The 26,370-nt window shown below is 41.3% G+C and carries 29 protein-coding genes and 1 riboswitch; of the genes, 16 read left to right on the top strand and 13 right to left on the bottom strand.

What is annotated here, in order from left to right:
* Positions 1–58: 58 nt before the first annotated feature.
* The 3 genes from HUS62_RS10840 to HUS62_RS10830 form a co-directional block, all read right to left on the bottom strand.
* Positions 59–331, bottom strand: coding sequence for a hypothetical protein (locus HUS62_RS10840; RefSeq protein ID WP_175079524.1), 273 nt, complete (start codon positions 329–331; stop codon positions 59–61).
* Positions 331–942 carry a hypothetical protein gene (locus HUS62_RS10835; protein ID WP_063704208.1) on the bottom strand — a complete coding sequence of 204 codons (612 nt, stop codon included), beginning with the start codon at positions 940–942 and terminating at the stop codon, positions 331–333. The genes HUS62_RS10840 and HUS62_RS10835 overlap by 1 nt, the downstream gene beginning before the upstream one ends.
* Positions 943–1,385: 443 nt before the next feature.
* On the bottom strand, positions 1,386–1,976 hold the full coding sequence (locus HUS62_RS10830) for a hypothetical protein (protein WP_175079523.1): 591 nt from the start codon (positions 1,974–1,976) through the stop codon (positions 1,386–1,388).
* Between the two features lie 241 nt (positions 1,977–2,217).
* On the opposite strand from HUS62_RS10830, the gene ndk reads away from it, so the two are divergent.
* The 10 genes from ndk to HUS62_RS10780 all read left to right on the top strand — a co-directional run bounded on the left by ndk (position 2,218) and on the right by HUS62_RS10780 (position 13,165).
* Positions 2,218–2,649: a nucleoside-diphosphate kinase gene (gene ndk, locus HUS62_RS10825; RefSeq protein ID WP_036972405.1), complete on the top strand. Its 432-nt coding sequence runs from the start codon at positions 2,218–2,220 to the stop codon at positions 2,647–2,649.
* A gap of 170 nt (positions 2,650–2,819) precedes the next feature.
* The gene (locus HUS62_RS10820) at positions 2,820–3,950 is read left to right on the top strand and encodes a bifunctional tRNA (adenosine(37)-C2)-methyltransferase TrmG/ribosomal RNA large subunit methyltransferase RlmN (RefSeq protein WP_175079522.1); all 1,131 of its coding nucleotides are present in this window, start codon (positions 2,820–2,822) and stop codon (positions 3,948–3,950) included.
* Between the two features lie 114 nt (positions 3,951–4,064).
* The gene (gene pilW, locus HUS62_RS10815) at positions 4,065–5,876 is read left to right on the top strand and encodes a type IV pilus biogenesis/stability protein PilW (RefSeq protein WP_175079521.1); all 1,812 of its coding nucleotides are present in this window, start codon (positions 4,065–4,067) and stop codon (positions 5,874–5,876) included.
* A complete protein-coding gene (locus HUS62_RS10810; RefSeq protein ID WP_175079520.1) occupies positions 5,873–6,760 on the top strand; it encodes a RodZ domain-containing protein in 888 nt (295 codons plus the stop codon). Before pilW ends, HUS62_RS10810 begins: the two co-directional genes overlap by 4 nt.
* A 5-nt stretch (positions 6,761–6,765) precedes the next feature.
* Entirely contained in the window at positions 6,766–7,884 is a 1,119-nt protein-coding gene (ispG, locus tag HUS62_RS10805) for a flavodoxin-dependent (E)-4-hydroxy-3-methylbut-2-enyl-diphosphate synthase (RefSeq protein WP_054553525.1), read from the top strand.
* A 133-nt stretch (positions 7,885–8,017) separates the two neighbouring features.
* Positions 8,018–9,292 (top strand): histidine--tRNA ligase, encoded by a 1,275-nt coding sequence (hisS, locus tag HUS62_RS10800; RefSeq protein WP_058584526.1) that lies wholly within the window; start codon positions 8,018–8,020, stop codon positions 9,290–9,292.
* Between the two features lie 24 nt (positions 9,293–9,316).
* Positions 9,317–9,937, top strand: a complete 621-nt coding sequence (locus HUS62_RS10795; RefSeq protein WP_175079519.1) for a tetratricopeptide repeat protein — start codon at positions 9,317–9,319, stop codon at positions 9,935–9,937.
* A gap of 9 nt (positions 9,938–9,946) precedes the next feature.
* Positions 9,947–11,125 (top strand): outer membrane protein assembly factor BamB, encoded by a 1,179-nt coding sequence (gene bamB / locus HUS62_RS10790; protein WP_175079518.1) that lies wholly within the window; start codon positions 9,947–9,949, stop codon positions 11,123–11,125.
* A gap of 75 nt (positions 11,126–11,200) precedes the next feature.
* The gene (der, locus tag HUS62_RS10785) at positions 11,201–12,670 is read left to right on the top strand and encodes a ribosome biogenesis GTPase Der (RefSeq protein ID WP_175079517.1); all 1,470 of its coding nucleotides are present in this window, start codon (positions 11,201–11,203) and stop codon (positions 12,668–12,670) included.
* A 114-nt stretch (positions 12,671–12,784) separates the two neighbouring features.
* On the top strand, positions 12,785–13,165 hold the full coding sequence (locus tag HUS62_RS10780; RefSeq protein ID WP_062565866.1) for a VOC family protein: 381 nt from the start codon (positions 12,785–12,787) through the stop codon (positions 13,163–13,165).
* Here HUS62_RS10780 and HUS62_RS10775 read toward each other — a convergent pair.
* Positions 13,162–13,602 carry a MarR family winged helix-turn-helix transcriptional regulator gene (locus tag HUS62_RS10775; protein WP_175079516.1) on the bottom strand — a complete coding sequence of 147 codons (441 nt, stop codon included), beginning with the start codon at positions 13,600–13,602 and terminating at the stop codon, positions 13,162–13,164. The genes HUS62_RS10780 and HUS62_RS10775 overlap by 4 nt on opposite strands.
* Positions 13,603–13,783: 181 nt before the next feature.
* On the opposite strand from HUS62_RS10775, the gene HUS62_RS10770 reads away from it, so the two are divergent.
* Positions 13,784–14,782 (top strand): NADP-dependent oxidoreductase, encoded by a 999-nt coding sequence (locus tag HUS62_RS10770; RefSeq protein WP_175079515.1) that lies wholly within the window; start codon positions 13,784–13,786, stop codon positions 14,780–14,782.
* Positions 14,783–14,838: 56 nt separating this feature from the next.
* Here HUS62_RS10770 and HUS62_RS23115 read toward each other — a convergent pair whose 3' ends face one another.
* A complete protein-coding gene (locus HUS62_RS23115) occupies positions 14,839–14,940 on the bottom strand; it encodes a zf-TFIIB domain-containing protein (RefSeq protein WP_175079514.1) in 102 nt (33 codons plus the stop codon).
* A gap of 20 nt (positions 14,941–14,960) precedes the next feature.
* Positions 14,961–15,548 (bottom strand): DUF4202 domain-containing protein, encoded by a 588-nt coding sequence (locus HUS62_RS10760; protein WP_175079513.1) that lies wholly within the window; start codon positions 15,546–15,548, stop codon positions 14,961–14,963.
* Between the two features lie 255 nt (positions 15,549–15,803).
* Between HUS62_RS10760 and HUS62_RS10755 the strand changes: the two genes are divergently transcribed.
* A complete protein-coding gene (locus HUS62_RS10755; RefSeq protein ID WP_175079512.1) occupies positions 15,804–18,233 on the top strand; it encodes an EAL domain-containing protein in 2,430 nt (809 codons plus the stop codon).
* Here HUS62_RS10755 and HUS62_RS10750 read toward each other — a convergent pair.
* A complete protein-coding gene (locus HUS62_RS10750; protein ID WP_175079511.1) occupies positions 18,208–18,672 on the bottom strand; it encodes a thioredoxin family protein in 465 nt (154 codons plus the stop codon). The two genes, HUS62_RS10755 and HUS62_RS10750, sit on opposite strands and share 26 nt — an antisense overlap.
* Positions 18,673–18,828: 156 nt before the next feature.
* Here HUS62_RS10750 and HUS62_RS10745 point away from each other — a divergent pair, with 156 nt between their 5' ends.
* From HUS62_RS10745 to HUS62_RS10735, 3 genes are all read left to right on the top strand, one after another.
* Positions 18,829–19,395, top strand: coding sequence for a DUF3365 domain-containing protein (locus HUS62_RS10745; protein WP_175079510.1), 567 nt, complete (start codon positions 18,829–18,831; stop codon positions 19,393–19,395).
* Positions 19,396–19,470: 75 nt separating this feature from the next.
* On the top strand, positions 19,471–19,806 hold the full coding sequence (locus tag HUS62_RS10740) for a zinc ribbon domain-containing protein YjdM (RefSeq protein ID WP_175079509.1): 336 nt from the start codon (positions 19,471–19,473) through the stop codon (positions 19,804–19,806).
* A 397-nt stretch (positions 19,807–20,203) separates the two neighbouring features.
* A riboswitch (cyclic di-GMP riboswitch) is annotated at positions 20,204–20,299 on the top strand.
* Positions 20,300–20,315: 16 nt separating this feature from the next.
* A complete protein-coding gene (locus HUS62_RS10735) occupies positions 20,316–21,065 on the top strand; it encodes a hypothetical protein (RefSeq protein ID WP_175079508.1) in 750 nt (249 codons plus the stop codon).
* A gap of 78 nt (positions 21,066–21,143) precedes the next feature.
* On the opposite strand, the gene HUS62_RS10730 is transcribed toward HUS62_RS10735, so the two are convergent.
* Positions 21,144–21,554 carry a hypothetical protein gene (locus tag HUS62_RS10730; protein ID WP_175079507.1) on the bottom strand — a complete coding sequence of 137 codons (411 nt, stop codon included), beginning with the start codon at positions 21,552–21,554 and terminating at the stop codon, positions 21,144–21,146.
* Between the two features lie 47 nt (positions 21,555–21,601).
* On the opposite strand from HUS62_RS10730, the gene HUS62_RS10725 reads away from it, so the two are divergent.
* Positions 21,602–21,748, top strand: a complete 147-nt coding sequence (locus tag HUS62_RS10725) for a hypothetical protein (RefSeq protein WP_220095011.1) — start codon at positions 21,602–21,604, stop codon at positions 21,746–21,748.
* A 75-nt stretch (positions 21,749–21,823) separates the two neighbouring features.
* On the opposite strand, the gene arsJ is transcribed toward HUS62_RS10725, so the two are convergent.
* From arsJ to HUS62_RS10700, 5 genes are read right to left on the bottom strand one after another with little or no spacing between them, the layout of a single operon-like run.
* Complete coding sequence (gene arsJ / locus HUS62_RS10720) at positions 21,824–23,032, bottom strand: organoarsenical effux MFS transporter ArsJ (protein WP_175079506.1); 1,209 nt, start codon at positions 23,030–23,032, stop codon at positions 21,824–21,826.
* A gap of 5 nt (positions 23,033–23,037) precedes the next feature.
* Positions 23,038–24,048, bottom strand: coding sequence for an ArsJ-associated glyceraldehyde-3-phosphate dehydrogenase (locus HUS62_RS10715; RefSeq protein WP_175079505.1), 1,011 nt, complete (start codon positions 24,046–24,048; stop codon positions 23,038–23,040).
* Positions 24,049–24,050: 2 nt separating this feature from the next.
* Complete coding sequence (locus HUS62_RS10710; RefSeq protein ID WP_175079504.1) at positions 24,051–24,551, bottom strand: dual specificity protein phosphatase family protein; 501 nt, start codon at positions 24,549–24,551, stop codon at positions 24,051–24,053.
* A gap of 13 nt (positions 24,552–24,564) precedes the next feature.
* The gene (arsB, locus tag HUS62_RS10705) at positions 24,565–25,587 is read right to left on the bottom strand and encodes an ACR3 family arsenite efflux transporter (RefSeq protein WP_175079503.1); all 1,023 of its coding nucleotides are present in this window, start codon (positions 25,585–25,587) and stop codon (positions 24,565–24,567) included.
* A gap of 9 nt (positions 25,588–25,596) precedes the next feature.
* On the bottom strand, positions 25,597–26,361 hold the full coding sequence (locus tag HUS62_RS10700; protein WP_175079502.1) for a metalloregulator ArsR/SmtB family transcription factor: 765 nt from the start codon (positions 26,359–26,361) through the stop codon (positions 25,597–25,599).
* Between the last annotated feature and the right edge of the window lie 9 nt (positions 26,362–26,370).

Here is a 26,370-nt window from a genome sequence, read left to right as displayed (position 1 = left end):
CGTGACCAAGGTGATTATTATGCCTTGATCTGATCACTACATATTCTATAAGTTCAATTTATAATGATCTTGCCGTGACTGTGCCATCAGGTAAGGTAACATCAACGTTAAATACAGTGCCTTTTTCAAGTACAGTGAAGGTTTCAACATCGTTACCGTCTTTATCTTTGATAAGTTGACCGCCATCAGTCCAAACTGGAATACTGCCTTTTGAGGTATCCCATTTATATGGCTGCATTGTCGGTTCATGAATATAAAGTGGACCACCTGCTAACGCACCTGTTGAAATAGTTGCAAGGGTTAATGCTGCTGCGATTTTAGAAAATTTCATTATTGTTGTACTCCAGACAGTTTACCTACTAAATCCATAAAAACTCCCACATCGACTGCACCAGGTGTGGTTAAGAGATTTTGTTGCTCTGCTGATAAGCTGCTGGTATCTAACCCTTCAAAAACTCCTTTGTTAGCAAAAATGTTTTCTACTTTGCCATTGCGCACTACAAATTTACCTTGAGCAAGGCCTACGGTCGTTTGAAAACCTGTGATTGATGCTGGCTTATACATAAAGGCAATCACTTGTTCGCCTTCTTGCCATTTAGAAAAACCTTCAGGCGTTGCGCCTAAATACACTTTGCCATTGCCCATAGAGCGAGGTTTTATCAGGCCAAACTGACGAAAAGTGTAATTTGAATCGTCTTTTAACTTGCCTTTTGCATCTGACGAAACCTGAATAGTCACTTCGGTATAGGGACGATTGTTATCAAAACCATCTGTTACGCTTACCACCTGGCCAGCAATAATGCTCTGTGACTCAACAGCCATCTCTTGTAAGTTTTGTTGTTTTAGTTTCATTGCATTGGCTGCGGGGCTCAAAGTCAGCATAGTGCCAAGTGCAAAAGCTGACGCGCATGACAACTTAGAAAGTGCACTGCGTAGTTTCATTGTTCTCTCCTTTGATTATTCAAATTAAAATGAAAGTAAGATTTTTTGTTTAGAAAAAATCAACTCACTAATATTTTATGATTGAATTAGTTCAGGAATTCACGAAAAACCATGTAGCGTTTTGTACACTTGAATTTAACATTTCGATTACAATTTTATTGTTGCTATTTTTCTCTGAAAAGATAGATTAAATTCACACAAAAAAGCAAAAACAAATCATTTTCAACAATTTAAAATAACATCACTTTATCATGGGTAATTAGCTTACCCATGATAAAGTGAACAAAAAGCTAACAACGAAGTGGTGTTTTTACATTTTTTAAATGTGTTATAGAGAAGGTAAATTTATACCAATTAGCTTAGTTGGGTGAGCAAATTGTAAGCGAGTAGAGATTAGGTATGTCAGCAGAGAAGCCCGCTGAAAATAGCTGATTAATAGCAATTTAAAACAGCTGAACTTCTTCAGTTTCAAGCGCAAAGGTTTTGCCGTTTGCAAAACTAATATCGATATAAAAAATATGGCTACTTTCAACTTCAGGAGCTTGGTTAGGCTTTAGTTCAATAAATATGGGTGCAATAGTGGGGAATACGTTTGTGAAGTTTTCAACACTGGCATAGTTGCCATCACTGTAATAATCAAAATCACTATTATACATTTCTTTGATATCAAAAAGGCTATTTAAACTCGTACCCGCAGTGAGTTCATTGTTGTAATCAGCGCTTGAGTAAATATTAATCGCTGTAATGGTGTTCGCGCTCCCTAGTACCAAAGCTGGGATAGCACACTCTGCATACTCTTTATCAGGATCGGGCTCATTTCCTTCACTATAAACGCCTTCGCCAATACCACCTAGTTTAATGGTATAGGCATCATAGGCGAGTGCTGTATTAGCTTCGCTTTGCTCTGGGGTGACAACATAATTATTAATATCGATTGCAATGGGGTAAGGAGAGCACTCAAGCTCATCGTTTGAGTCTGAATTACAGCCAGCTAAACAGCTTGCAAGTAAACTAGCCAGTAAAAGATTTTTCATTATTGTCCTTATTAGTTTTATCATTTCCTGAGTTAATAATTGCCTATAAAATAGCCCACAACAAGTACTTAACTGCTAAAATTCGCTCACACTTTATACCCGTGTTGCTATACATGGTTAGGGTTCATGAAAATGCCATCAAATGACTATTTAATTAAATTAGGAATTTTCACGTAAAGCGCGTATAATTCGCGCCCGTTAATATTTAACCTTTTAAATTTAAAATTATTGGAGCATAAAGATGGCTTTAGAGCGTACTTTTTCAATCGTAAAACCTGATGCAGTTGCTAAAAACCACATCGGTGCTATCTACAACCGTTTCGAAACTGCTGGTCTTAAAATCGTTGCAGCTAAAATGGTTCACCTTTCAAAAGAAAAAGCTGAAGGTTTCTACGCTGAGCACAGCGAGCGTCCTTTCTTCGGTGCTTTAGTTGAGTTCATGACATCTGGTCCAGTAATGGTTACTGTTCTTGAAGGTGAGAACGCAGTACTTAAAAACCGTGAAATCATGGGTGCTACTAACCCTGCTGAAGCACTAGCTGGTACTTTACGTGCTGACTACGCAGACAGCATCGACGAAAATGCTGTTCACGGTTCTGACGCTGTTGAATCAGCTGCACGTGAAATCGCATACTTCTTCGCTGACGAAGAAATCTGCCCACGTACTCGTTAATTTCGAGTTCACAGCTAAGTCTGTGATGCAGAAGAAAAAGGGCTTTCGGGCCCTTTTTTAGTCATTAGCTAAGCCTATTGTAAATCTGTTTAGCTAATGACTAAGTCGATTAAATAATGTACAATCGCGCACCCAAACTACTTACCACCGTCACTGATTGAGGTTGTTTCATGGCCACTGAAAAAAAGATTAATTTATTAGATTTAAACCGAGATGCAATGCGTGAGCTTTTTGTATCATTCGGTGAAAAGCCATTCCGTGGCGATCAGGTGATGAAATGGATTTATCATTTTGGTGTAGACAATTTTGACGACATGACAAACGTCAACAAAAAGCTAAAAGAAAAACTAAAAGCTGAATGTGAAATTGTTGCTCCTGAAATCTCAGTTAGACAACAGGCAAGTGATGGCACCATCAAATACGCCCTGATGCTACAAGGTGGCCAAGAAGTAGAAGCTGTTTGGATCCCAGAAAAAGACCGTGCAACTTTATGTGTTTCATCACAAGTAGGTTGTGCCCTTGAATGTACTTTCTGCTCAACAGCACAACAAGGCTTTAACCGTAACTTATCAGTATCTGAGATCATCGGTCAGGTATGGCGTGTTGCAAAAGACATTGGTTTAGATGGCGATAGCACTAAGCGACCAGTTACTAACGTGGTAATGATGGGTATGGGTGAGCCATTACTAAACCTTAAAAATGTAGTACCAGCAATGGAACTTATGATGGACGACTGGGGTTTTGGTTTATCAAAGCGTCGCGTTACTTTAAGTACATCAGGTGTGGTACCTGCTCTTGATTTATTAAAAGAGAAAATTGACGTAGCGCTGGCTATTTCACTTCACGCACCAAACAATGAGCTGCGTGATGTACTGGTACCAATTAATAAAAAGTACCCTATCGAAGAGTTTTTAGCGGCGTGTCGTCGTTATATTGATGGCTCTAAAGCAAACAAAGATGTGACTATCGAATACGTTATGCTACAAGGTGTAAACGACAGCACAGATCAAGCACACGAATTGGTTAAAACATTAAAAGGTACACCTTCAAAAGTGAACCTAATTCCGTTTAACCCATTCCCAGGTAATGAATATGGCCGTTCGAGCAACAGCCGCATCGACCGCTTCTCTAAAGTATTACAAGCAGCGGGAATTACCTGTATTGTTCGCCGTACCCGTGGTGATGATATTGACGCAGCTTGTGGGCAATTAGTGGGTGATGTTGTAGACCGTACTAAACGTTTAGCGAAAAAGAAAATGCGCGAAGATAACGCTATTGCGGTAAATGTTCACCAAGCATAAGCGTAACTTTTAAAGATAAGCCTTTGTGACAAACTCGTTATTTTTAAAATAATAGATGCAACACAAAGGCTTTTCGGTAAGATAGGCATACGGAATCAAAGAAGAGATTAGGTAATGCGTTCTATACTTGCCATTACTGTTAGTGCAATAGCATTAACAGGGTGTGTTACAGAAAACAGCTACAATGGTAGCGACAGACCCGTTGTTGAAAAAAAGATTAATAATACCGGTGCTGCTCGTACTCGTATCGCCCTTGCGTTACAGTACTTAAAGACAGGCAACAACTCGCAAGCAAAATATAACCTAGAACGTGCCGCAGACTTTGCCCCTGACCTTCCTGAAGTACACTATTCTTTAGCTTATTACTATCAACAGGTTGATGAACCTGAGCTAGCAGATAAAGCCTATCAACGCGCACTAAAAATCGCCCCTAATGATCCGAACACCTTAAATAACTACGGTGTATTTTTGTGTGGCATTGGCGAATACGACCGCGCAGCAGAAGAGCTTCTTAAGGCGATTTCAATTCCTAGCTATATCCGTGTAGCTGAAAGTTACGAAAACTTAGCCTTGTGCGCGATTGAATTTGATGATTTTGAAAACGCAGAAAAATACCTTAAGTCAGCACTAAATCACAGCTCACAGCGTCCTTCTTCAATGATAAGCCTTGCTGGTTTGTATTACGCAAAAAGCGATCTTCATAAAGCTGAAGATATCATTGAAAAATACGAGTCTTTAGGCCGAGTAACACCTCGAGCACTCATGCTCAGCTACTTAATTCAGCAACGCATGGGCCATATTGAAAAAGCTGAAACAACGGCAGGTATTATTCTACAAACCTATCCAGGTTCAGTAGAAGCAAAAACCATTTCATCTGGACAAACTAAACGCTCAGAATTTGAAGTTCTACGAGAAAAATACCGTCAAGCGCAGCTTGAAGAACTGAAAATCTCAAGCGATAACAGCACGGTTAGCAAAGATCAGCCAAAAATTCGCATCGTGAAAAGAAAAGCACCTGCAAAACAAGCTGTTGTTGCACAGGCGTCAGTGGCTGCTACTGGGCAAAGCCTTGTAAAGACCACAAATGTTCCAACAACTAATGAACAAGCTTCTCCAGTTGAGCAGCCAACTGTAAACAAAACTCAACCCGAGCCACAAACTGTAGCGCAAAGTAATAAACAGGTGCCTACTGAGGTAAACTCAGACAGCGGAGAAAAGCCCGTAACAGAGACACTCGCCTCTTCACAAACGAGCGATACAACGCCAGAGACGCTCACAAAGCAAACTGACGAAGGTTTCCAAACAGTTTCCTCTCGTAAAGTTGAACAAACTCCAGTTATTGCAAAGCAGCAAGCAGACGCGCAAAGCAATGATGAAGTGACCATAGTGTCATTTGGTGCACCGCAAACGCCAAGCGTTCAACAACAAACGCCAGCAAACTCGCAAAATACCAAAAATGATGCCAGCACTGTGGTGTTTTACGAAGCAGAAAAAGACGAAAACGTATTTAGTGGCAGTCAAACAACGGCGTCAACCGCAAATAGCACTGACTTTAGCGTGACAAACGAGCCGCTTAACTTACCCATGCTGAACGCAAATGTACCGGCGCTGAATATCCCGTATCATATTATTGAAAATGGTGAAAACCTCTTTAGCATTTCGGTGCGATACAATGTTAAACTACAGAAGATTTTGCTGTGGAATGGCTTAAAAGAATCGGATCGTGTACAAAACGGTACTCGCATTTATTTGAACGATCCGAACATTTATCACGACATCAATGATGGCGACACACTCTTTAGCATAGCCACACAGCATAGCGTATTGATCGATCAGTTAATGCGCTGGAACAAATTGAGCCCAGATGTCGCCCTAGAACCTGGGCATAGACTCTTATTGGTAGATCCAGACTCATACGCATTATGAATGAAGAAAACAATTTAGAACAACCACAAGAAACGCTCGGCCAAGCGCTAAAAAAGCGCCGCGAAGACGCAGGAATGAGCCTTGAGCAACTTGCTGGTGCATTAAAGTTATCAGTTTTACAGTTACAACGACTAGAAAACGACGAGCACGAACTACTAGGCCCTGCGACCTTCGTAAAAGGTTATATCAGAAGCTATTGCCGTGAGCTTAAAATCGATAGCCAAACCATGCTTGAATTACTGCCTGAGCACGTTGAGCCTGAGAAAAAGTCAAAAATGCAGAGCTTTTCTCGCCGCACAGAAAAAGAAGCACATGACAGCCGTTTAATGCTGTTTAGCTACTTTATCTTAGCGGTGATCATTGGCTCGTCTGTGTTTTGGTGGTGGCAAAATAGCAACCAGAATATCGAAGAGCCGGTCACGACTGCGATGCCAAATCAACTTGAAAGCAGTGATATTTCACCTGACTTAGCTGTAGAAGCACCAGCTGAAGAAACCATTCAACCACTCGCTGAAGGCGAGCAAGAAATCGCTCAGCCTGAAGCTGATGCGCCAACGACCAGCAACGAAGCACAAAATCAAGCTGCATCACAAAACCAATCTGCTGCTCAGCCACAAACTGAAAAGGCAGATCCTGAGCACAGCGAAGTGGTGATGCACTTCAATGAAGATAGCTGGGTAGAAATTCACGATGGCAACGGCGATCGCATCGCTTTTGGTGTTAAAAAAGCAGGTTACATTATGACAGTAACCGGCCCACAGCCGTTTAATGTAGTATTAGGCAAACACCAAGTAGTCGATATTACTTTTCAAGGTCAAGCCGTCGATACCTCACATTTTGCCAAAAATCGCTTAGCTAAATTTACTTTACCGTTATCAGAGTAACCGCAATGTTTTCAGAATCTCCTATTAAACGCAGAAAATCGACCCGTATTAACGTAGGTAACGTACCAATTGGTGATGGTGCGCCAATTGCCGTTCAGTCGATGACTAACACCAACACCCTAGATATCGATGCAACGGTTGCACAAATTCAAGCTATTCAAGATGCCGGCGCCGATATTGTGCGTGTGTCTGTACCAACTATGGAAGCAGCTGAAGCATTTAAAAGCATTAAAGAACAAGTCACTATCCCGCTGGTAACAGATATTCACTTTGATTACCGTATTGCATTAAAAGTGGCTCAGTATGGTGCGGATTGTTTACGTATTAACCCTGGTAACATAGGTAGCGAAGAGCGTATTCGTGCCGTTGTAGACTCAGCACGTGAGCATAACATTCCGATTCGTATTGGTGTTAATGGCGGTTCATTAGAGCGCGACTTACAAGAAAAATACGGTGAACCAACACCAGAAGCACTTCTTGAATCAGCTATGCGCCATGTTGAGATCTTACAACGTTTAGACTTTGATCAATTTAAAGTATCTGTTAAGGCGTCAGATGTATTTTTAGCGGTTGGTGCGTATCGTTTACTTGCCAAAGAAATCGACCAGCCTCTGCATTTAGGTATTACCGAAGCAGGCGGCATGCGCTCAGGTTCTGTTAAATCGGCTGTTGGTTTAGGTATGCTACTTGCCGAAGGCATTGGTGACACATTACGCGTATCACTTGCTGCCGATCCGGTACAAGAGATCAAAGTGGGGTTTGATATTTTAAAATCATTACGCATTCGCTCACGCGGCATTAACTTTATTGCCTGCCCGAGCTGCTCACGCCAAGAGTTTGATGTGGTAAGCACCATGAACCAGCTTGAAGAGCGCCTTGAAGATGTGGTTGAGCCTATGTCAGTGTCGGTGATTGGTTGTGTAGTTAATGGTCCTGGCGAAGCGCTGGTTAGTGATATCGGCCTTGCTGGTGCGAACCGTCGCTCTGGCTTATACATCAATGGTGAGCGCCAAAAAGCACGTATCGATAACGATAACATTGTCGACCAACTTGAAGGCTATGTGCGCGACTTTATCGCTAAAAAAGAGAAAGAAACGCCAATCGACATCAAAATCGTTGAATAATTCGCATATACTCGGCAAACCCTTGGGTTTGCCGTTTACCTTTACCGCTTAGACGGTATAATGACGGGTCAATTTTTTAGTTTTTCTTGAGGCGCGATTTTTTCAGCGCAAGTACAGTATTTAGGATTTATCAGTGGCAAAACAAATTCAGGCAGTTCGTGGTATGAACGATTGTCTGCCAGGCGATACGCAAATTTGGCAGAAAGTAGAAGACATTTTACGTGAAACAGTTTCATCGTTTGGTTATCAAGAAATTCGTTTTCCAATTGTTGAATCAACCGACCTATTCAAGCGCTCTATCGGTGAAGTAACCGATATCGTCGAAAAAGAAATGTATACCTTTGCTGACCGTAATGGCGATAACTTGACTCTTCGCCCTGAAGGTACCGCAGTGTGTGTGCGTGCAGGTAATCAAAACGGTTTACTGTATAACCAAGAACAACGTTTATGGTACATGGGCCCTATGTTCCGTCACGAGCGTCCACAAAAAGGCCGTTACCGTCAATTCCACCAATTTGGTTTAGAAACATTCGGCATTGCCACTGCTGATATTGATGCAGAAGTTATTTTGCTGACAGCCCAATTATGGAAAGAGTTTGGTATCAGTGAGCACGTTCGTCTTGAGCTTAATTCATTGGGTTCAAATGAAGCGCGTGCAGACTATCGAGATGCACTTGTTGCTTACTTAGAGCAACACGTCGATGTACTTGATGAAGACTCTAAGCGTCGTATGCACACTAATCCTTTACGTGTGTTAGATAGCAAAAACCCTGATGTACAAGCTATTTTAACTGATGCGCCTAAACTATCTGAGCACTTAGACGCTGAATCAAAAGAACATTTTGAAAATTTATGTGAACGTTTAGACGCTGCAGGCGTCGAATACACGGTAAATGAAAAGCTTGTACGTGGACTTGACTATTATAACCGCACTGTTTTTGAGTGGGTAACCGATAGCCTAGGCGCACAAGGAACCGTTTGTGCCGGTGGTCGTTACGATGGTCTAGTTGAACAACTAGGCGGTAAAGCAACACCAGCGGTAGGTTTTGCAATGGGTCTTGAGCGTTTAGTGTTATTACTTCAAGCACTAGAAAGTGTAGGTGACATCCGCCGTAGTGCTGATGTATATTTGGCAGCCATGGGCGATAAAGCCAGCATTCAAGCGCCTATCATTGCCGCTCAATTACGTAAAGATGTTGCAGGTCTACGTGTTATGGTGCACGCAGGCGGTGGCAACTTTAAAAAGCAATTAAAACGCGCAGATAAAAGCGATGCTCTAGTCGCAGTTATTATCGGCGAAGATGAATTAGAACAAGGCGTTGTGACTATTAAGTACTTACGTGAGCGTAAAGAACAAGTCACCTTAAAACTAGAAGAAGCGAAAACGCTACTAGCTGAACTTATTTAAGCCCAGCTAGCAACAGAGGTAAGCATGGAAATTTATTCAACAGAAGAACAACAAGAAGAAGCGATCAAACGCTTTTTCCGTGAAAATGGTTTAGCACTTGCAATTGGTATTGTTGCAGGTTTAGGTGGTTTATATGGTTGGAAAGCTTATAACCAAAACCAAATCACCACAGCTGAGAAAGCATCTGACTCTTTCACACAACTTGTTGAAAGCGGTGCCGTGCTAGAAAAAGCGGATACGTTTATCAAAGACAATGGCGAGTCAAGCTACAGCACGCTAACAGCATTTGTAGCGGCGAAAGAAGCTGTTGACAAGAATGACCTTGATGCAGCAAGCGAAAAGCTTAACTGGATCATCACCAACGAGCAAAACCCTGAGCTTAAAGCAACGGCAACAACGCGCCTTGCTCGTGTTCACCTTGCACAAAAGCAATATGAGCAAGCGCTAACAACGCTAAACGCCCAGCTTCCAGCATCATTTGCTGCTGCAGTCGCTGAATTAAAAGGCGATGTTTATGCTGCACAAGGCGACAAAGACCAAGCTCGCAGCCAATACCAAGCTGCTGCTGATAATGGCGGCCTTGAAAACAATCCGTTATTACAAATTAAACTTGATGACTTAGCACAAACTAGCCCAGCGGCGTAAGGGGTTAAGATGAAGAAGTTAACAGCGGCAACACTTGCTCTGTGTATCGCAACCCTGACTGGGTGTTCGTCCAGTGATGACGAAGAAGAACTGGTACTGCCTGAAATTGTTAATCAATTTGAGACAGAAGTGGTTTGGCAAGAATCAATCGGTGATGGTGTTAAGCACTATTTCTCGCGCTTAACGCCGGCTATTCATAACGATGTTGTGTATGTAGCAAACCGCGAAGGTGAAGTTGAAGCCCTATCGCTTGAAAATGGCGATACGCTATGGCAAACCGATGTGCGTGAAAACCCAGCCTTCTGGCCTTGGGAAACCACAGAAAGTGCCAAGCTATCGGGCGGTATTTTACAAGCTTACGGCAAAATTTTCGTTGGTTCTGAGCATGGTTACTTAATTGCTCTTGACCGTGAAACAGGTGAAATCGTTTGGCGCAAAACTATGCCAGGCGAAGTACTTGCTAAACCAGCTGCAGGCGACGGCCTAATTTTTGTAAACCTAGGCTCAGGTAAATTATTAGCTGTACACCCAGATACAGGCGAAGAGCGTTGGAGCTTTGAACAAGAAGTGCCACCACTTACATTACGAGGTCAAAGTTCACCAACTGTAGCCAACGGTGGTGTATTACTAGGCCTTGAAACAGGTAAATTAAGCGTATTAATTTCTGAAAATGGTTACTCTGCGTGGAGTGCTGAAATTGCTTCTCCAAAAGGGGCGTCTGAGTTTGAACGTTTGGTTGATGTAGATACACAAGCATTAATTAGCGGCCCATATGCCTATGCAATCGCCTATAATGGTAACTTAGCAGCCGTTGATATTCGTTCTGGTAATGTTGTTTGGAAACGTGAGTACAGCAGCTACCGTGATTTATCGATGGATAGTCAGTCTATCTATGTTGTTGATAGCGATGGTGTTGTTTACGGTCTAGATAAAACATCAGGTATTGAACGTTGGAGCCAACCGGCACTGCGCGGCTGGTACTTAACAGGTCCGACTGTGGCAGGTAAGTACTTAGCACTAGGTGACCAAGAAGGTAACCTACACTGGTTAGACAAAGAAACGGGCGAGCTTGTATCACGCGAAGACTTTGACAGCTCAGGTTTCTTTATTGAGCCAGTTGTTGCCGGTGACAAATTAATTTTATACACCAGAGATGGTGAAGTTAGCGCGGTTAAAATTCCAAACTAACTTACTAATAGTAAACGTTATTTTTCTAAGGCTTCGCTTGGCGAAGCCTTTTGTTGTTTTTTTAAGAGGTAGTTTATGCTTCCCGTGATCGCTCTTGTTGGGCGACCCAATGTGGGCAAATCCACATTATTTAACCGTTTAACACGTACTCGTGACGCCCTCGTAGCCGACTTTCCTGGCTTAACACGAGATAGAAAATATGGCCAAGCTGATTACGATGGCTATGAATTTATCGTGGTAGACACGGGTGGTATTGACGGTTCTGAGCATGGTATCGAAACCGAAATGGCTGAGCAATCGCTACTAGCGATTGAAGAAGCCGATATCGTGCTATTTTTAGTTGATGCCCGCGCAGGTATGACCGCCGCAGACCAAGCGATTGCTAACCACCTTCGTAAACAACAAAAGAAATGTTTTGTTGTGGCAAACAAAGTGGATGGTATTGATGCAGACTCATACTGCGCTGAGTTCTATCAGTTAAGCTTAGGCGACGTACATCACATTGCAGCGGCTCACGGCCGTGGTATCACGCAATTACTTGAAACAACTCTACAGCCTGTTATTGCAGAACTTGCAGGCGAAGCTGAAGAGCTTGAAGAAAGTGATGACGAATTGGTTGATCTTTACAGCGAAGATGAAGAAGGCGAAGACAACCAGCAAGCCTTTGCTGACAAGCCAGTAAAGCTTGCTATTATCGGTCGCCCTAACGTTGGTAAGTCAACACTTACAAACCGTATCTTAGGTGAAGAACGTGTAATCGTTTACGATATGCCGGGTACAACCCGTGACTCTATCTATATTCCGATGACACGTAACGACAAAGAGTACATTCTTATTGATACTGCGGGTGTTCGTAAGCGTAAGAAAGTAAGCGATGTTGTAGAAAAATTCTCTGTGATCAAAACCCTTAAAGCGATTGAAGACGCTAACGTGGTATTGCTTGTGGTTGATGCTCGCGAAGGTATTTCTGATCAAGACTTAAGCTTACTTGGTTTTGCCTTAAACGCAGGTCGTTCATTGGTTGTTGCTGTTAACAAATGGGACGGCCTTGACGATTACGTTAAAGAACGTATTAAGTCAGAGCTTGACCGTCGTTTAGGTTTCATCGATTTCGCACGTTTGCACTTTATCTCTGCTTTACACGGCACAGGTGTGGGTCACCTATTTGAGTCAGTAGACGAAGCATACGAGTCAGCAACTAAGCGTATTAGCACAGCGATGCTGCGTCGTATCATGGATATGGCACAGGCCGATCACCAACCGCCACTTGTTCGTGGTCGTCGTGTAAAACTTAAATATGCTCACGCAGGTGGTTATAACCCACCACGTATCGTGATCCACGGTAACCAAGTTCATGACTTACCTGATAGCTACAAACGCTACTTAATGAACTACTACCGTAAAGCATTAGGCATTATGGGTACGCCAATCAAAATTGAATTTAGAGAAGGCGACAATCCATACGCGGGTCGCACTAATAAAGTGACTTTATCGCAAAAACGTAAAATCCGTGCATTTGCGAAAGAAAACCGCAACAAGTCGTAATTTCTACAGCTAAGCTTTAAGTATTAAAAAAACCTTGTGAGTATGACTTACAAGGTTTTTTATTGCTGAAACTATGCTTTATTTAATAAACGAACAATAAATAGAGCAGCATAAATGGACTTTTTAAGTCAGGTTATTTACGTCGATAACGTAGAAGAAGTACTCGACTTTTACTATCAAGCATTTGGTTTAAATACCAACCATATCAGTGACGATGCTGAATACGGTGAACTTGTGACAGGATCTGTAAAACTTGCTTTTGCGACCCACCCGCATGCGCAATCATACTTCAAGCAAGGGTATATTCGCGCCCATCCTAAGCAACCAGCTCTTGGTTTTGAGCTAAGATTCAGCTGCCATAATTTAGTCGAAAGTTACGATAAAGCTGTGCTTGCTGGTGCTGAGCCATTGTGCCCGCCAACTAAAAAAGACGCCCAGCATTATGCGTATGTTCGCGCTATTGAAGGCACTTTAGTGTGTTTAGTAGAAGATTAGCTTTTTGTAAGGTCCGTTTTTGTTAGGTCAGTATGCAGCTCAAGGGTTAACTCGCGTAATAACTCGATTCGCTCCAAACTCATATTTGAGCGTGCCATTAACTTAGCCGTTAATTCTTCAGCATCAACTTTAAGTTGCATGCCCTGCTCTGTTAACGAAATTACTTTTTTACGCTCATCTTCATTTGATACCTGACGAGTCAATAAACCTTTGCTTTCTAGGCGCTTAACTATTGGTGTTAAGGTGCCTGAATCAAGGTGCGTGTCATGAGAAAGCGCTTTTAAGCTCACTTGGTTATTATACCAAAGAGAATGCATCACAATATATTGCGGATAGGTTAAGTCATAAGCTTCAAGGATTGGTCGAAACGCTCTGATCAACGCATTGGTTGCACTGTATAAAGTGAAACATACATTGTCTGATAACTTGTTGCTCATGCTGCTACCCTAAACTGAAATACAGCCATATTATTGCCTTAATTTAGTTTGCGCGCAAATTATTTTCCGACGATCTATTGCCTTTTATAGTAAAGATCATTAAATTGATCGCAAATAGTTTGCGCGCAAATGTTTTGTGCAACTTATTAATTGATTCTAATCTAGCAGATTCGAGGTTTATATGGCGACAAGTCAACAAATTCATTTAGTTTCACGCCCAACGGGTGTACCAACACAGGCTAATTTTGCGCAGGTAGAAGTATCACTACCTGATTTGAACGACGGCGAAGTGTTAATTAAAAATACCTGGATGTCAGTTGACCCTTATATGCGCCCACGCATGATCGATCGTAAATCATATATCGCGCCATTTAACTTAAACGAAGTGATGGAAGCCGGTGCTATCGGCGAAGTGATTGAATCACGCAATGATGACTTCCCTGTAGGAAGTAAAGTAAGCCATATTAGCGGCTGGCGTACCATGCACATTAGCGATGGCAGCGACTTAACGTTACTACCTAACGTGCCACTACCAGACCAACTGTTTTTAAGTACTATGGGTATGACTGGGTTAACTGCATGGGCAGGTTTAACAAAGGTAATTAGCCTAAAAGAAACCGATACCGTGTTTGTTTCAGCTGCATCAGGCGCTGTAGGTAGCGTTGTTTGCCAAATTGCTAAGCTAAAAGGCTGTAAAGTGATTGCTTCGGTTGGCTCTGACGAAAAAGCACAAATGGTTAAAGCGTTGGGTGTTGATGCAGTAATTAATTACAAAACGGTAGCAAACCTAACAGAAGCCCTTGAACAAGCGGCACCACAAGGCATTGATGTGTACTTTGAAAACGTAGGTGGCGATCACCTTGAAGCAGCACTCAATGTAATGAACGATTACGGCCGTATTCCTATTTGTGGCATGATCTCAGGTTACAATAATGACACTGCACAGCCAGGGCCAAGCAACCTGTTTTATATCAACTCGAAAAAGCTCACCATGCAAGGTTTTATCGTGATTGATTATTTTGATCAGTTCCCTGAGTTTATTGAGCAAATGGGTGCGTGGATCAGCGAAGGTAAAATTAAATCTGAAGAAACGGTTTACCATGGCATCGAAAATGCCGTTGATGCATTTCTTGGCCTGTTCGAAGGTAAAAATAAAGGAAAAATGCTGGTTAAGCTTTAACGCTTAGCATGCAAATAAAGCCTGTATCTTAGATGGTACAGGCTTCTTATTTTCAGTCATTCAAAATCAAAAAATACGCCACCGCTTTTTGATAAATACACGTTAACGTCGCCAATGCTCACTGCTTCAAGGGCTGTTTTAGTACGCGGGCAAAACATAGACCATCCTTGTTTTATAATTAATTTAGCGCTTTTGTAATTAACGGTTTAAGCGGCTCAGGTAAGCTGATGTTACCAGCTAATACAAAGTCATGTGCTTCATTTGACATTTTTTGCCATGTTTTACGAATAATACCCAGCCATTTTTGTTCATCGTAATCAGGCTTACTACTTGCAAAATCAAGCATGTAATGCTCAATAAAAACAAGGCTTGCAATGTCTTCAATCAATTGGCTATCGGGGTTTCGTTTTATGTTCTTTTTAGCAACGGCTGCGTATACGCGCTCACATTCTTCCGGTGCGTAACCCGCCGTTTTCATAAGGGCTGTTACACGCTCGGCATGAAAATCATATAAAGCCGTACGCCATTGATAATAACCTTGCTTTCCCATAGGAAAATCACTGCGAGGAGAGCGCCAACGCTCAATATGTTGGCCTCGCGCAGCAATATGCATCAACTCATCGGCTTGTGGGTTGAAACGGTTTAGCATGTCGGTCATACGCATTGCATATAAAGACTCTTTTGCTAGCTCTTGAGCATCTTGTTTTACACGATTTGGGTCGACAGCATTCGCTGCATCTATCGCTTTTATAACGGCTTGGTACATAGTGTTTAATCTTACTTGTGCTTGCAATTAATTGTATTTAGGTACAATTATTTTTTTAACTTGCTAAAAATTCAACTAAAATTCTAGCTCTTCGCTAGACAACCAGCTAACCCTAAACTAGTATTTTTAAAAGCAAGCTTAGTACTTAAATACCCACTTAATTCAGAGACGCCATTGCGTAATATTACATATTTTTCGTTGTTATTTACTTCTTTTTTTCTCAGTTTCTGCTTGTTTTCGGCGATAGCACTAAAAGTGTTTTATGATAGACAAGAAATGCATGAGATTGAGCTAAGTGCAGCACTTAACAGTTACAGCAATAAACTTGAAAAAGCCCTCGATAACGCACTCCTTGGTCCTTACCTTGTTCGCGCCGCAATGCGTGACTTTGCATACACACAAACTGAATTCGAAACCCTTGCCACTGAGATATTAACTCATAGTGATGGTAGCCAAACTATTCAACTCGCACCAAAAGGGGTAATTCAATACAGCTACCCGCTAACCAGTCACGAGAGTGCGATTGGTGTCGATTTATTTAAGATGCAAAGCATTCAAGAGTCTTTACAAACAGCCATTGATACTCAAAAAATGCAAATCGATGGACCAAAAGAGTTGGCTCAAGGTGGTCAAGGATTAGTCGCTCGATTACCAATTTTTGATCAAAATGAGTTTTGGGGGTTTGCAATCGCGGTGCTGCGCTTTCCAGAATTTATTGCAAATTTGAGCCCTGAGAGCACCTCCCCCTCTCACCTCTATGAGGTTTGGCAAAAAACAGCGAATAACTACGTGCCGCTTTTAAATAACCACAGTTTTGAGCAAAGCCACTGGTCGACCTACAATCTCGATGTTGAAAATCAGCAATGGGTTGTGGCTATTAAAGACGAGTTTGCTTATCGAGCGCATGTTGAATTTTTAGTATTACTACTCATAGCTCTGTTACTTTCATCGGTTAGCTGCTATTTGATTACGATTACTTGTCGGTTACGTGAGCATGAGCAAAACCTCGAAAAACTTGTGCAAAAGCAAACCTTAGAGCTGTCTGAACAGGCACTTGAATTAAAACAAGCTCAGTCACTCAGTGGCGTAGGTAGTTGGCATCTGTCGCCTGATAAAAGCATTAGGCAATTATCATCACAAGCTAAATCGTTATTCAAAGAACAAAGCAAAGCGCAATCAATTACTGATGTCTGTGAAAAAATCGATAGCTTTTATAAAAATTCGTTTTTAAATTTTATTCATACTAAGCCTAGTAGCCCAACTGAAATTGAGTACACGATTAAACTCAATGGAGAAAAACGCTGGTTTCATGAACACGCTGAATGGAACCCTAAAACCAACACCTTGGTTGGTACGATTAAAGACATCAGTGCTGAAAAACAACGCCAACATGAGCTTTACCAGCAAGCACATTTTGACTCGATCACCGGCCTTGCCAATCGCCATTACAGCGAAAAATATATCGCTAGCTTATGCCCTGAAGACCAGTACAGTAGCGGCCTTACTTTATTGTGTGCCGAGATCAAAGGCTATCGTCAATTAGAAGATATTTACGGTCAAGATTACTTAAATGAACTACAGACAACGATAGCTAACCGGCTAATTGAATTTTCTGACTTACATCAAGCGTTTTGCGCACACATAAAACCTGGCTGTTTTTTAATATTACTAAAAGAAGCCATTTTTGATGAAAATCTCGCCGCCCTATTAGATAAATTACAGCATCAGGTCGGCGGTATTATTGAAACCGCTGGTAGCGCTCATTTTTACCACTTATACATTGGCGTGGGTTATCCACACTTACAAAACATCGATGCGGCTGAGCAAATCAATACAGCTCTCATTGCGATGAATGAATGCCCTCGCACACAAAAACCGTTCACAGTTTATAGCCAATCTCTAAAAGATAAGCTTATCGCACAAAGTAACCTAGAAAGTGATCTACGCCATGCGCTTGCGGCCAACGAACAGCTAAGTATGGTCTATCAGCCAATTGTAAGCGCTCTAGATGGCACACTGATTGGCTGTGAAGCGCTTGTACGTTGGCAGCACCATGTTCGAGGGTTTGTGTCACCAGTGGAGTTTATTACCATCGCTGAGCAATCAGAGCTCATTAATTTATTATCTCGTTGGATTGTTGCTAAGGTTGCTGAAGATTGCCACCGCATGGTTGAAAATAACATTCGTATTAAAGTGTCGATCAATCTCTCACGTAAACAGTTCTCTGATGTGCATTTAGTTAAACGACTGAGTAAAGAAAAAGCTAAGCTATTTCCGGCTAATCAAAAAATTAATCTTGAGATCACCGAATCCGCCCTATTTCAAAATACCCAATACGCCATAAACCTAATGCATGAACTTAAATTAGCAGGTTTTAATTTATCACTTGATGACTTTGGAACGGGTTATTCATCACTGTCGTCAATTCAGCAGTTTCCGCTAGATAACGTTAAGATTGACCGTGCCTTTATTTGTAACTGCGTGGATAACCCACGAGATGGTTTATTTTTACAAACGATGAGTGATTTAGTCCATCAACTTGATTTAACGATTACCGCAGAAGGGGTCGAAAGCTCAGAGCAATGGCAATTGGTGAGTGATAAAGGCATTGATTATATTCAAGGTTACTTAATTTCAATACCCTTATCTATTGATGATTTTATAGCGTTTGACCCGGTTGCGTAAGATCCAAAGCCAAGCTTTGTTTTGGCTTTTCGATCATACGGGTAAGCTCTTTTTCGCCATCAAGGACAATAATGGTTGGTGTATACATTAAGTCGTGCTGTTTTGCTAACCCTGCAAGGTCTAGCTTGTCGTAGCCAACGGCCACTAATTTAAGTGAGCCTAACTGCACCTTCGCAGTATCGAGAAGCTTCAAAAATCGAGGCACTTCACGTTTTGAGTCATGACACCAAGTGCCCAAGAACACCAAAACCTGCTTACCTTGCAGTGCTTTTATAGTGCTTAACTCTTCTTTGCTCGGTGAGTATTCATCGTATTCTTCACTGAACGCAGAGTAGTCTTTAAGTAAGTCATCACGACTTATCTCTCCACTGTATGGAGCGGTACCTGCAAATGTCAGGGCAGAGAATAACAAAGCGGCGATGTAAATTAGTTTTTTCATTTTTTTTGTTCTCAAGATATTTTCTTCACCTTAACCAATTTAGCAACAACACTCCAGCAGGCTTTGTGCAAAGAATCGTTATTTTTTGCAGGTTAAATTGGCATGTATAGTAAAAACAAACTACTATATTAGATATATCTAATATAAGGTTTTACTATGTTTTCCCTCAGAACAATTGTGATTTGTACTGTGTTACTTTCACCTAGTATTTATGCTGAAACAAAATCAGCGACTCTAGAAACCCAAGCAGCGGAGCGAGCAACTGAATTTGCCACGACGCTTAAATCAGCATTGGCTGCTGCAATCAAACAAGGTGGTTTAGTTGAAGGGATTAACGTGTGCAAAATGCAAGCCCCGGCTATTAGCGATAGCTTATCAACTGATGGTTGGACTGTAGCACGTAAAAGCACTAAAAACCGTAATCCAAATAATCAACCCGATGAATGGGAAGCTGAAAAAATCGCCCAGCTACTTGATATGATCAGAAATACAGAAAGCATCGACAATGTGACTTTTTCAACCAATAAAGATGGTCAATTTCGCTTTGCTAAAGCAATAAAAGTCGCGCCAGTTTGCCTCAATTGTCATGGCCAAACAATTGCGCCAGAAGTAAAACAAGCACTCAACGAACATTACCCAAATGATTTAGCCACAGGCTATCGGCTTGGTGATCTAAGAGGAATATTCTCTATTACCAAAACGCTCGGAACGTCTAAGCCATAAAATATATACCTTGTGCTCGCATAGTTTACTCTTAGCCATTAAAATACCCTTTTAAAATCAACCATGGTGCCATTTATGTCTTTTCCTCCTTGCCCACAATGTAACTCTGAATACGTGTATGAAGATCAAAACAATTTAGTATGCCCAGAATGCGCTCATGAGTGGGATCCTAATGCGGTTGATACCGATGATGTAATCAATGTGAAAGATGCCAACGGCACTTTATTAGCTGATGGCGATAAAGTGACTGTTGCGAAAGATTTAAAAATTAAAGGCAGCTCACAAGTGATTAAAATAGGCACCAAAGCCGTGATCCGCCGCGTGTTAGATAAAAAAGGCCACGAATTAGACTGTAAAGTTGATGGCGTTGGTGAAATGATGGTTACCGCTAAGTTTGTTAAAAAAGCTTAATAAAAATATTGGGCAGTGCCTAATATAAAAACACTGCCCGATTAGTATACTTTAAAGAAACAAAAAACGTTTCAAATATAATAACATTTTAATTCAATGCTCTAGAACCTCATTGAAAATATATTCAATTTAGAATCAAAATCATAAAAAATACCCAAAAAACACACACTGATCCCAAAACAGATCCAGAATAACTACTTTAAGGTACAAGAATAATAAATTTATACTAATTATTTTGCATTAAATAATTATTCACCTACAATTCTTTTCAATCATTATTTCTTGAACACGGAATATGATTTAAACCACGTTTAAAAAGCAGGTATTTTGAACACTATTTAGGAACTATTAATAGATGTTCATGCAGTCATACAAATATGTTTTAACAAAACTAATGTATTAATACTGCCAAACCTACTGTGAGGTAGGGACGGAAAGCCACGGGTCTTCTCTGAAAGAAATAAGGAAATGGGAAGATAGCCGGGTTGTGGAATTTGGAATCCAGAACAATGAAACATCACATCTTTAGCACAGCATTACTTGCTGTCGCTTTCACATCAACAGCTTACGCAGTAGACGATCCGAATTTTGGTGCGCAGTCATTGCGAGGCGAAATCGGCACTAAAGGAGTTTTCTTGACCATTCCTTACGATGAAGTTCGTTATGGTAATGGCGATAACAAAGCATATATAAAACCTGAAGAATACAAAATGATGTACTCTGATAGCATTGGTGGCAAAGTAACCTGCCCTGCTATTAAAGGGCCTGGTTTAAAAGGGCTTAATTACCATCAATTTAAAAGCGGCATTGAATGCTCATGGAAGTCTCGCCCCGGCAGCAATGCCGAAATTATTACTTTTACTTTAATGCCAGGTGGAGACACAGGAAAGTCGCCAAAACATTATCGAGGTAAAAATAAAGTCGTAACATGGAAAGGCACTATTTACGATGCAAATGGCCAAGGTGTCGTAAAGCAAGGTTATAAAGCAACGCTTAAGTTAGATATGTACGATTACCGTAACGGCAATTCTCACAAAGCTTTTATTTTTAAAAAGAATCATAAAGTGAAGCTTGGGGATTTTACGTCGACTAAAGGTTCAATCCGTGACTTTATTTGTGACTTCAATGGTCAAAAAATAAATGTACTTAAAGATCATGCTCCTGTTGGTCAATTTGGTAAAAAAGGCGTCAAGTGCACTTATATGCTTAAACAAAATGGTAAAGACCCTCATTACTATGGTGAAGTCGTATTTAAATAATAAATTTAAAAACAATTAATAAAAGACTGTTAATTTTCCTTTTCATTCAAAGCCTAGCCTGCGCTAGGCTTTTCTAACTCACTTTAAATAGCAAATATTTTCAACAATAATCCCTGTTACTTCACAATGTTCGCAGCTCAACTGCCAGCCAGCAGCCCATGTGGTTGCGCTAAGATTACCTTTGCAAAGTGGGCAAACTTCGCCAGCAAAGGTACTGGGGGTAATATCTTTAGCTTGCTTAGAAAACGGTCTTAAAAACCACAGAATATTATCGTCGATACTGATGGTTAGATCGTGGCGTAACGTCTCGCAATAAGCATCAAACACCGCTTGTTTGTACTGTTTTTCGTGCTCAGCAGATTGACTGGCATAAACACTCAACGCGTTTTCGATGTTTTTTAGGCGTTCGGGCCATGCTTGTGCGTCGATATTCGCTTTGCAATCTAACAGCTCTTCAAGAGTGTAGCTTGCATAGTTTGGTTCAAGCATAATTGCCTTCCTTGCTTTGGGTTATTAATACTTTGAGCATTCTTGCTATGGATATAATGTACTATTTTGCTTTATTTGCAAAAGCTATTGATCAAATAAATTATGAGGATACTGAGCATTACCAAATTACAAAGGCATTTTTAAACAACCCAAAGCCAATGCTCGAAGAGCTTTTCAAGCCTGAAGATGACTGATTTTATTATTCTGATGCTATGCATGAACAAAGGTAAGCAAGAAAGCTTACCTTTGTAGGGCGTGTTTAGATTTAACTAAATTTGTTTTGGTAATTTAGTCGAAATAAGGGCGGTAATAACAATAAATAATAGTGAGATAGCTAAACAGGCTGCTAAGCCATAAAGCTGAAACACTAAGCCTGACAACACAGTACCAATTAAGCGTCCCATGGCATTGGCCATATAGTAAAACCCGACATCGAGTGACACGCCATCGGCATCAGCCATACTAACAATTAAGTAGCTGTGCAAAGATGAGTTAATCGCGAATAGCACACCAAATAACATCAGTCCGCCTATCAGCATTGGTTTTACTGCCCAGTCAAAACCAATAGCAAGGGCAATGGCTAAGGTGACTAAAGCAAGCAAGGATGCCCACTTAACTGTTTCTGCGCTTGGTGATGTTTGCTTATTAAGCTTAATGATTTTAGGTGCAAAAGATTGCACTATCCCATAACCAATGATCCAGCTAGCTAAGAAGGCCCCCACGGTCCAATGATCCCAACCAAAAGCTTGTGATAAAAACACCGGAAGTGCAACTACAAACCAAACATCACGCGCACCAAACAAAAACAACCTCGCGGCTGACAAGATATTGATTGAACTACTTTTTGAAAATATTTCGTTAAACTTAGGCTTGTTTTTAGCTTTGCCTAAATCATTTTTAAGTGCATAAATACTAAAACACCACACCACCAGCAAAGCGGTAGCCATGGTTAGCATTGCGCCTTTAAACGACATTAATGTCAGTAGTAAGCCACCTAAAAAGAAGCCCACACCTTTTAAGGCGTTTTTAGAGCCTGTTAGTATCGCTACCCATTTAAACAAGGTGCCTTCTTGGCCACTGGCAACCAGCATTTTGATTGAGCTTTTAGCGCTCATTTTATTGAGATCTTTGGCAATCCCAGACAGCGCCTGCGCTAACATCACATAGGCAACACTCAGCCATTCAGGAGGGACTGCCAACATGAACAAGGCTACAACCTGTATAGCAAGGCCAATGTTCATAGTTTTATTTAAACCAAGCCTTGCGCCTAAATAGCCGCCCACTAAGTTAGTGACAACACCAAAAATCTCATAAAACAAAAACAGCATGGCAATACTCAAAGGCGAGTAGCCAAGCGCATGAAAATGCAGTACCACCAACATTCTCAATGCGCCATCTGTTAGCGTAAATGCCCAGTAATTCCCGGTGACAATTAAGTACTGCTTTATATCAACGGGAAGATTAGCCAAACGCGTCATTGCTTTTAACCCTGTAGTGATCGCGCAACTTTATGGGCAAGTTCGGCGGTGCGGTTTGCATAACCCCATTCGTTATCGTACCAAACATACAGCTTAACTTGTGTATCGTTGACAACCATGGTTGATAGCGCATCAACAATGCTTGAGCGTGGATCGGTTTTGTAATCGATAGAAACAAGTGGCTTTTCTTCATAGCCCAAAATGCCTTTTAGCTCGCCCTCTGCGGCTTCTTGCATCCACTGGTTAATTTGCTCAGCGGTGGTTGGCTTTGTCACTTCAAACACACAATCAGTGATTGATGCGTTTGCTAAAGGCACACGAACCGCGTGGCCGTTTAATTTGCCTTTAAGTTCAGGGAAAATATGTGTAATTGCTGTTGCAGAGCCGGTTGTAGTTGGAATTAAGCTCATGCCGCATGCGCGAGCACGACGTAAATCTTTATGCGGCGCATCTAAGATAGTTTGCGTGTTAGTAATATCGTGAATAGTGGTCATTGAACCATGTTTGATACCAATTTTTTCTTGCAATACTTTAACCACAGGCGCTAAACAGTTGGTAGTGCACGATGCTGCTGTAACAATATCATGCTGATTTACATCGTATAAATCATCGTTTACACCCATTACAATATTCAGCACACCGTCTTCTTTTACAGGGGCGGTGACAACAACTTTCTTCACACCTTGGTCAAGATAAGCCTGAAGTAGTGACTTTTCTTTCATCACGCCAGAGGCTTCAATAACGATATCGCAACCAGACCAATCAGTGTCTGCAATCGTTTTATTTTGCGTAACGTTAATTTCGTGGCCATCGATGATCACAGCATTGTCTTTACTTTCAACCTCATGAGGCCAAATACCGTGCACCGAATCATACTTTAGTAAGTGAGCCAATGTAGCTGCATCACCCGCAGGATCATTAATATGCACAAACTCAACGTCGTCCCATGCAAACGCTGCTCTTAGTGATAAACGACCCATGCGGCCAAAACCATTAATGCCTACTTTAATTGCCATTGTTAAGCTCCTACTTTTTGAAAGTTGTCGAAATATGAACGTTGTACTGGGTTATGCAACGATTTAGGGCGAATAGCCTGCACTTGATTAACTATGTCGTTTTTAGCATACCCAAGCTCATGCATTAATAAACCAATAACTAAGCCTGTACGGCCTGAGCCGCCTTTACAGTGCACAGCCACGCTACCACCGCTTTTTATGATGGCAAGAATCTCGTTAAGGTGTTTGTTGAAAGCTAAACTAAACGCTTCGCTTGGCGCGTCATCATCAACAATAGGTAATTGAAACCAGCTAAGACCGGCTTGCTCACATTCGATTGCAAGCTGCTGCGCCCCATTTTTAATAAGCTCTTCATCGTACATTAGAGTAATAATTGCTTTTGCACCTGCCGCTTTTAAATCAGCAACAGACTGTGATAAGCCAACGCCTTTTGTGCCAGGGCAAGGGGTAAAAACAAATGCCCCAGTTTCTAGCTGTAAAATATCAAATGGATGTAATTGCATTATGATTCCCCAATTACTCTTTAAACCAATGTGTTGTTTTATTAACGATTGCAACCAACGACAGCATCACAGGTACTTCGACCAACACCCCAACAACGGTTGCTAATGCTGCACCCGAGTGCAAACCAAATAATGAAATAGCCACTGCGACCGCTAACTCAAAAAAGTTAGAAGTACCAATTAAACAGGCAGGCCCTGCAATGTTGTGTTTAAGCCTGAGCTTTAACGCAATGAAATAAGTGATTGCAAAAATACCGTAGGTTTGCAAAACAAGCGGGATGGCAATCAGTACAATGTTAAGCGGTTGGGCTAAAATCGTGTTCGCCTGAAACCCAAACAGCAAGACTACTGTGGCCAGTAAACCAATAACTGAGTAAGGTTTAATTTTCTCTAAAAATGACTGCACAGCAGCCTCATTTTGTGCTGAATTATTAAGAGCTTTTCGTGTTAATACCCCGGCAACGAGTGGCAGCAATACATACAGCACAACCGAAATCATCAGTGTAAGCCAAGGCACATGAATATCAGATACACCCAGCAGTAAACCCGCAATTGGTGCAAAAGCAAAAATCATAATGATGTCGTTCACAGACACTTGCACTAAGGTATAATTTGCATCGCCTTTAGTCAGTTGTGACCACACAAACACCATTGCAGTACAAGGTGCAACACCAAGCAAAATCATCCCAGCAATATATTCTTGCGCAGTTTCAGGGCTAACGAAATCAGCAAATAACCCTTCAAAAAATAGCCAACCTAATGCGGCCATTGAAAACGGTTTGATAAGCCAGTTAATGATTAAAGTGAGCATCAGCCCTTTAGGGTTTTTACCGACTTCTTTGATTGTTGAAAAATCAACTTGCACCATCATCGGGTAGATCATTACCCAAATAAACAGTGCAACAACAATGTTTACATGCGCCACTTCGGCTTTGGCTATTAACTCAAATAAAGGCGGAAACATCACCCCAAGCGCCACACCGATGGCGATAGCAGCAGCAACCCATACAGATAAATATCGTTCAAAAACACCCATTTTTAGTCCTTAATTGCAGCAACGAGCAACACGGGTTGGGCGATCATCGCCCATCGCATTTAGCCTTGCTAACTCGTTTTCTATGAAATTTGGTTCGTTTACCACGGTCGAGGTAATTGTTTGTTTCATCCACATAGGTAGAGTCGGGTTTAAAGAGTAAAACACCCACTGCTGGTGTTTTCTATCCGACAAAATGCCCTGTTTTTTAAGTTGCGCTAAATGCCTTGAAACCTTTGGTTGGCTCTGCTCGTTAAGTGCCGTCATTAGTTCGCATACGCAAACCTCTTGCTCAACGGCGATAAGCAGTAAGCTTTTTAAACGAATATCATCTGCAAGGGCTTTATAAAATGTGGTTGGCGAAATCGATGCTGGTTTTTCTTTGTTATGGGATTGCACAAACTGTTTGATTCGCTCATTGATTTCTTGCAAGGTTTTTTCAAAAACGTGAGGTTCAGGACGCGTTTTAGGATCGATAAAATCCCATGCAAGGCAATGTGTACCATCAACACGATTTGCACACTCTTTTGCTGCTTTGTCGCACAATGTAATTACATAATCAAAATACAGGTTAGTTACATCATTTAAGTGCTTTGAGTGTAAGTCATCGGTTTTTAAGCCAAAATGCTCAATCGCCGCAAGCGTACGAAGGTCTACCGCATGAGGTTCTGTACCCGCACTAAATACTTCAAACTCACCTTTACCATGATGTTTAAGCAACGCCTCAGCCATAATTGATCGGGCTGAATTTTCTGTACATAAAAAGAGAACTTTCACGACTCACTC

Origin of the sequence: Pseudoalteromonas sp. 0303, assembly GCF_013349995.1 — a bacterium.
Taxonomy (GTDB): Bacteria; Pseudomonadota; Gammaproteobacteria; order Enterobacterales; family Alteromonadaceae; genus Pseudoalteromonas.
Note: the sequence above shows the minus strand (reverse complement) of the source record. Positions and strands in the feature narration are given on the sequence as shown.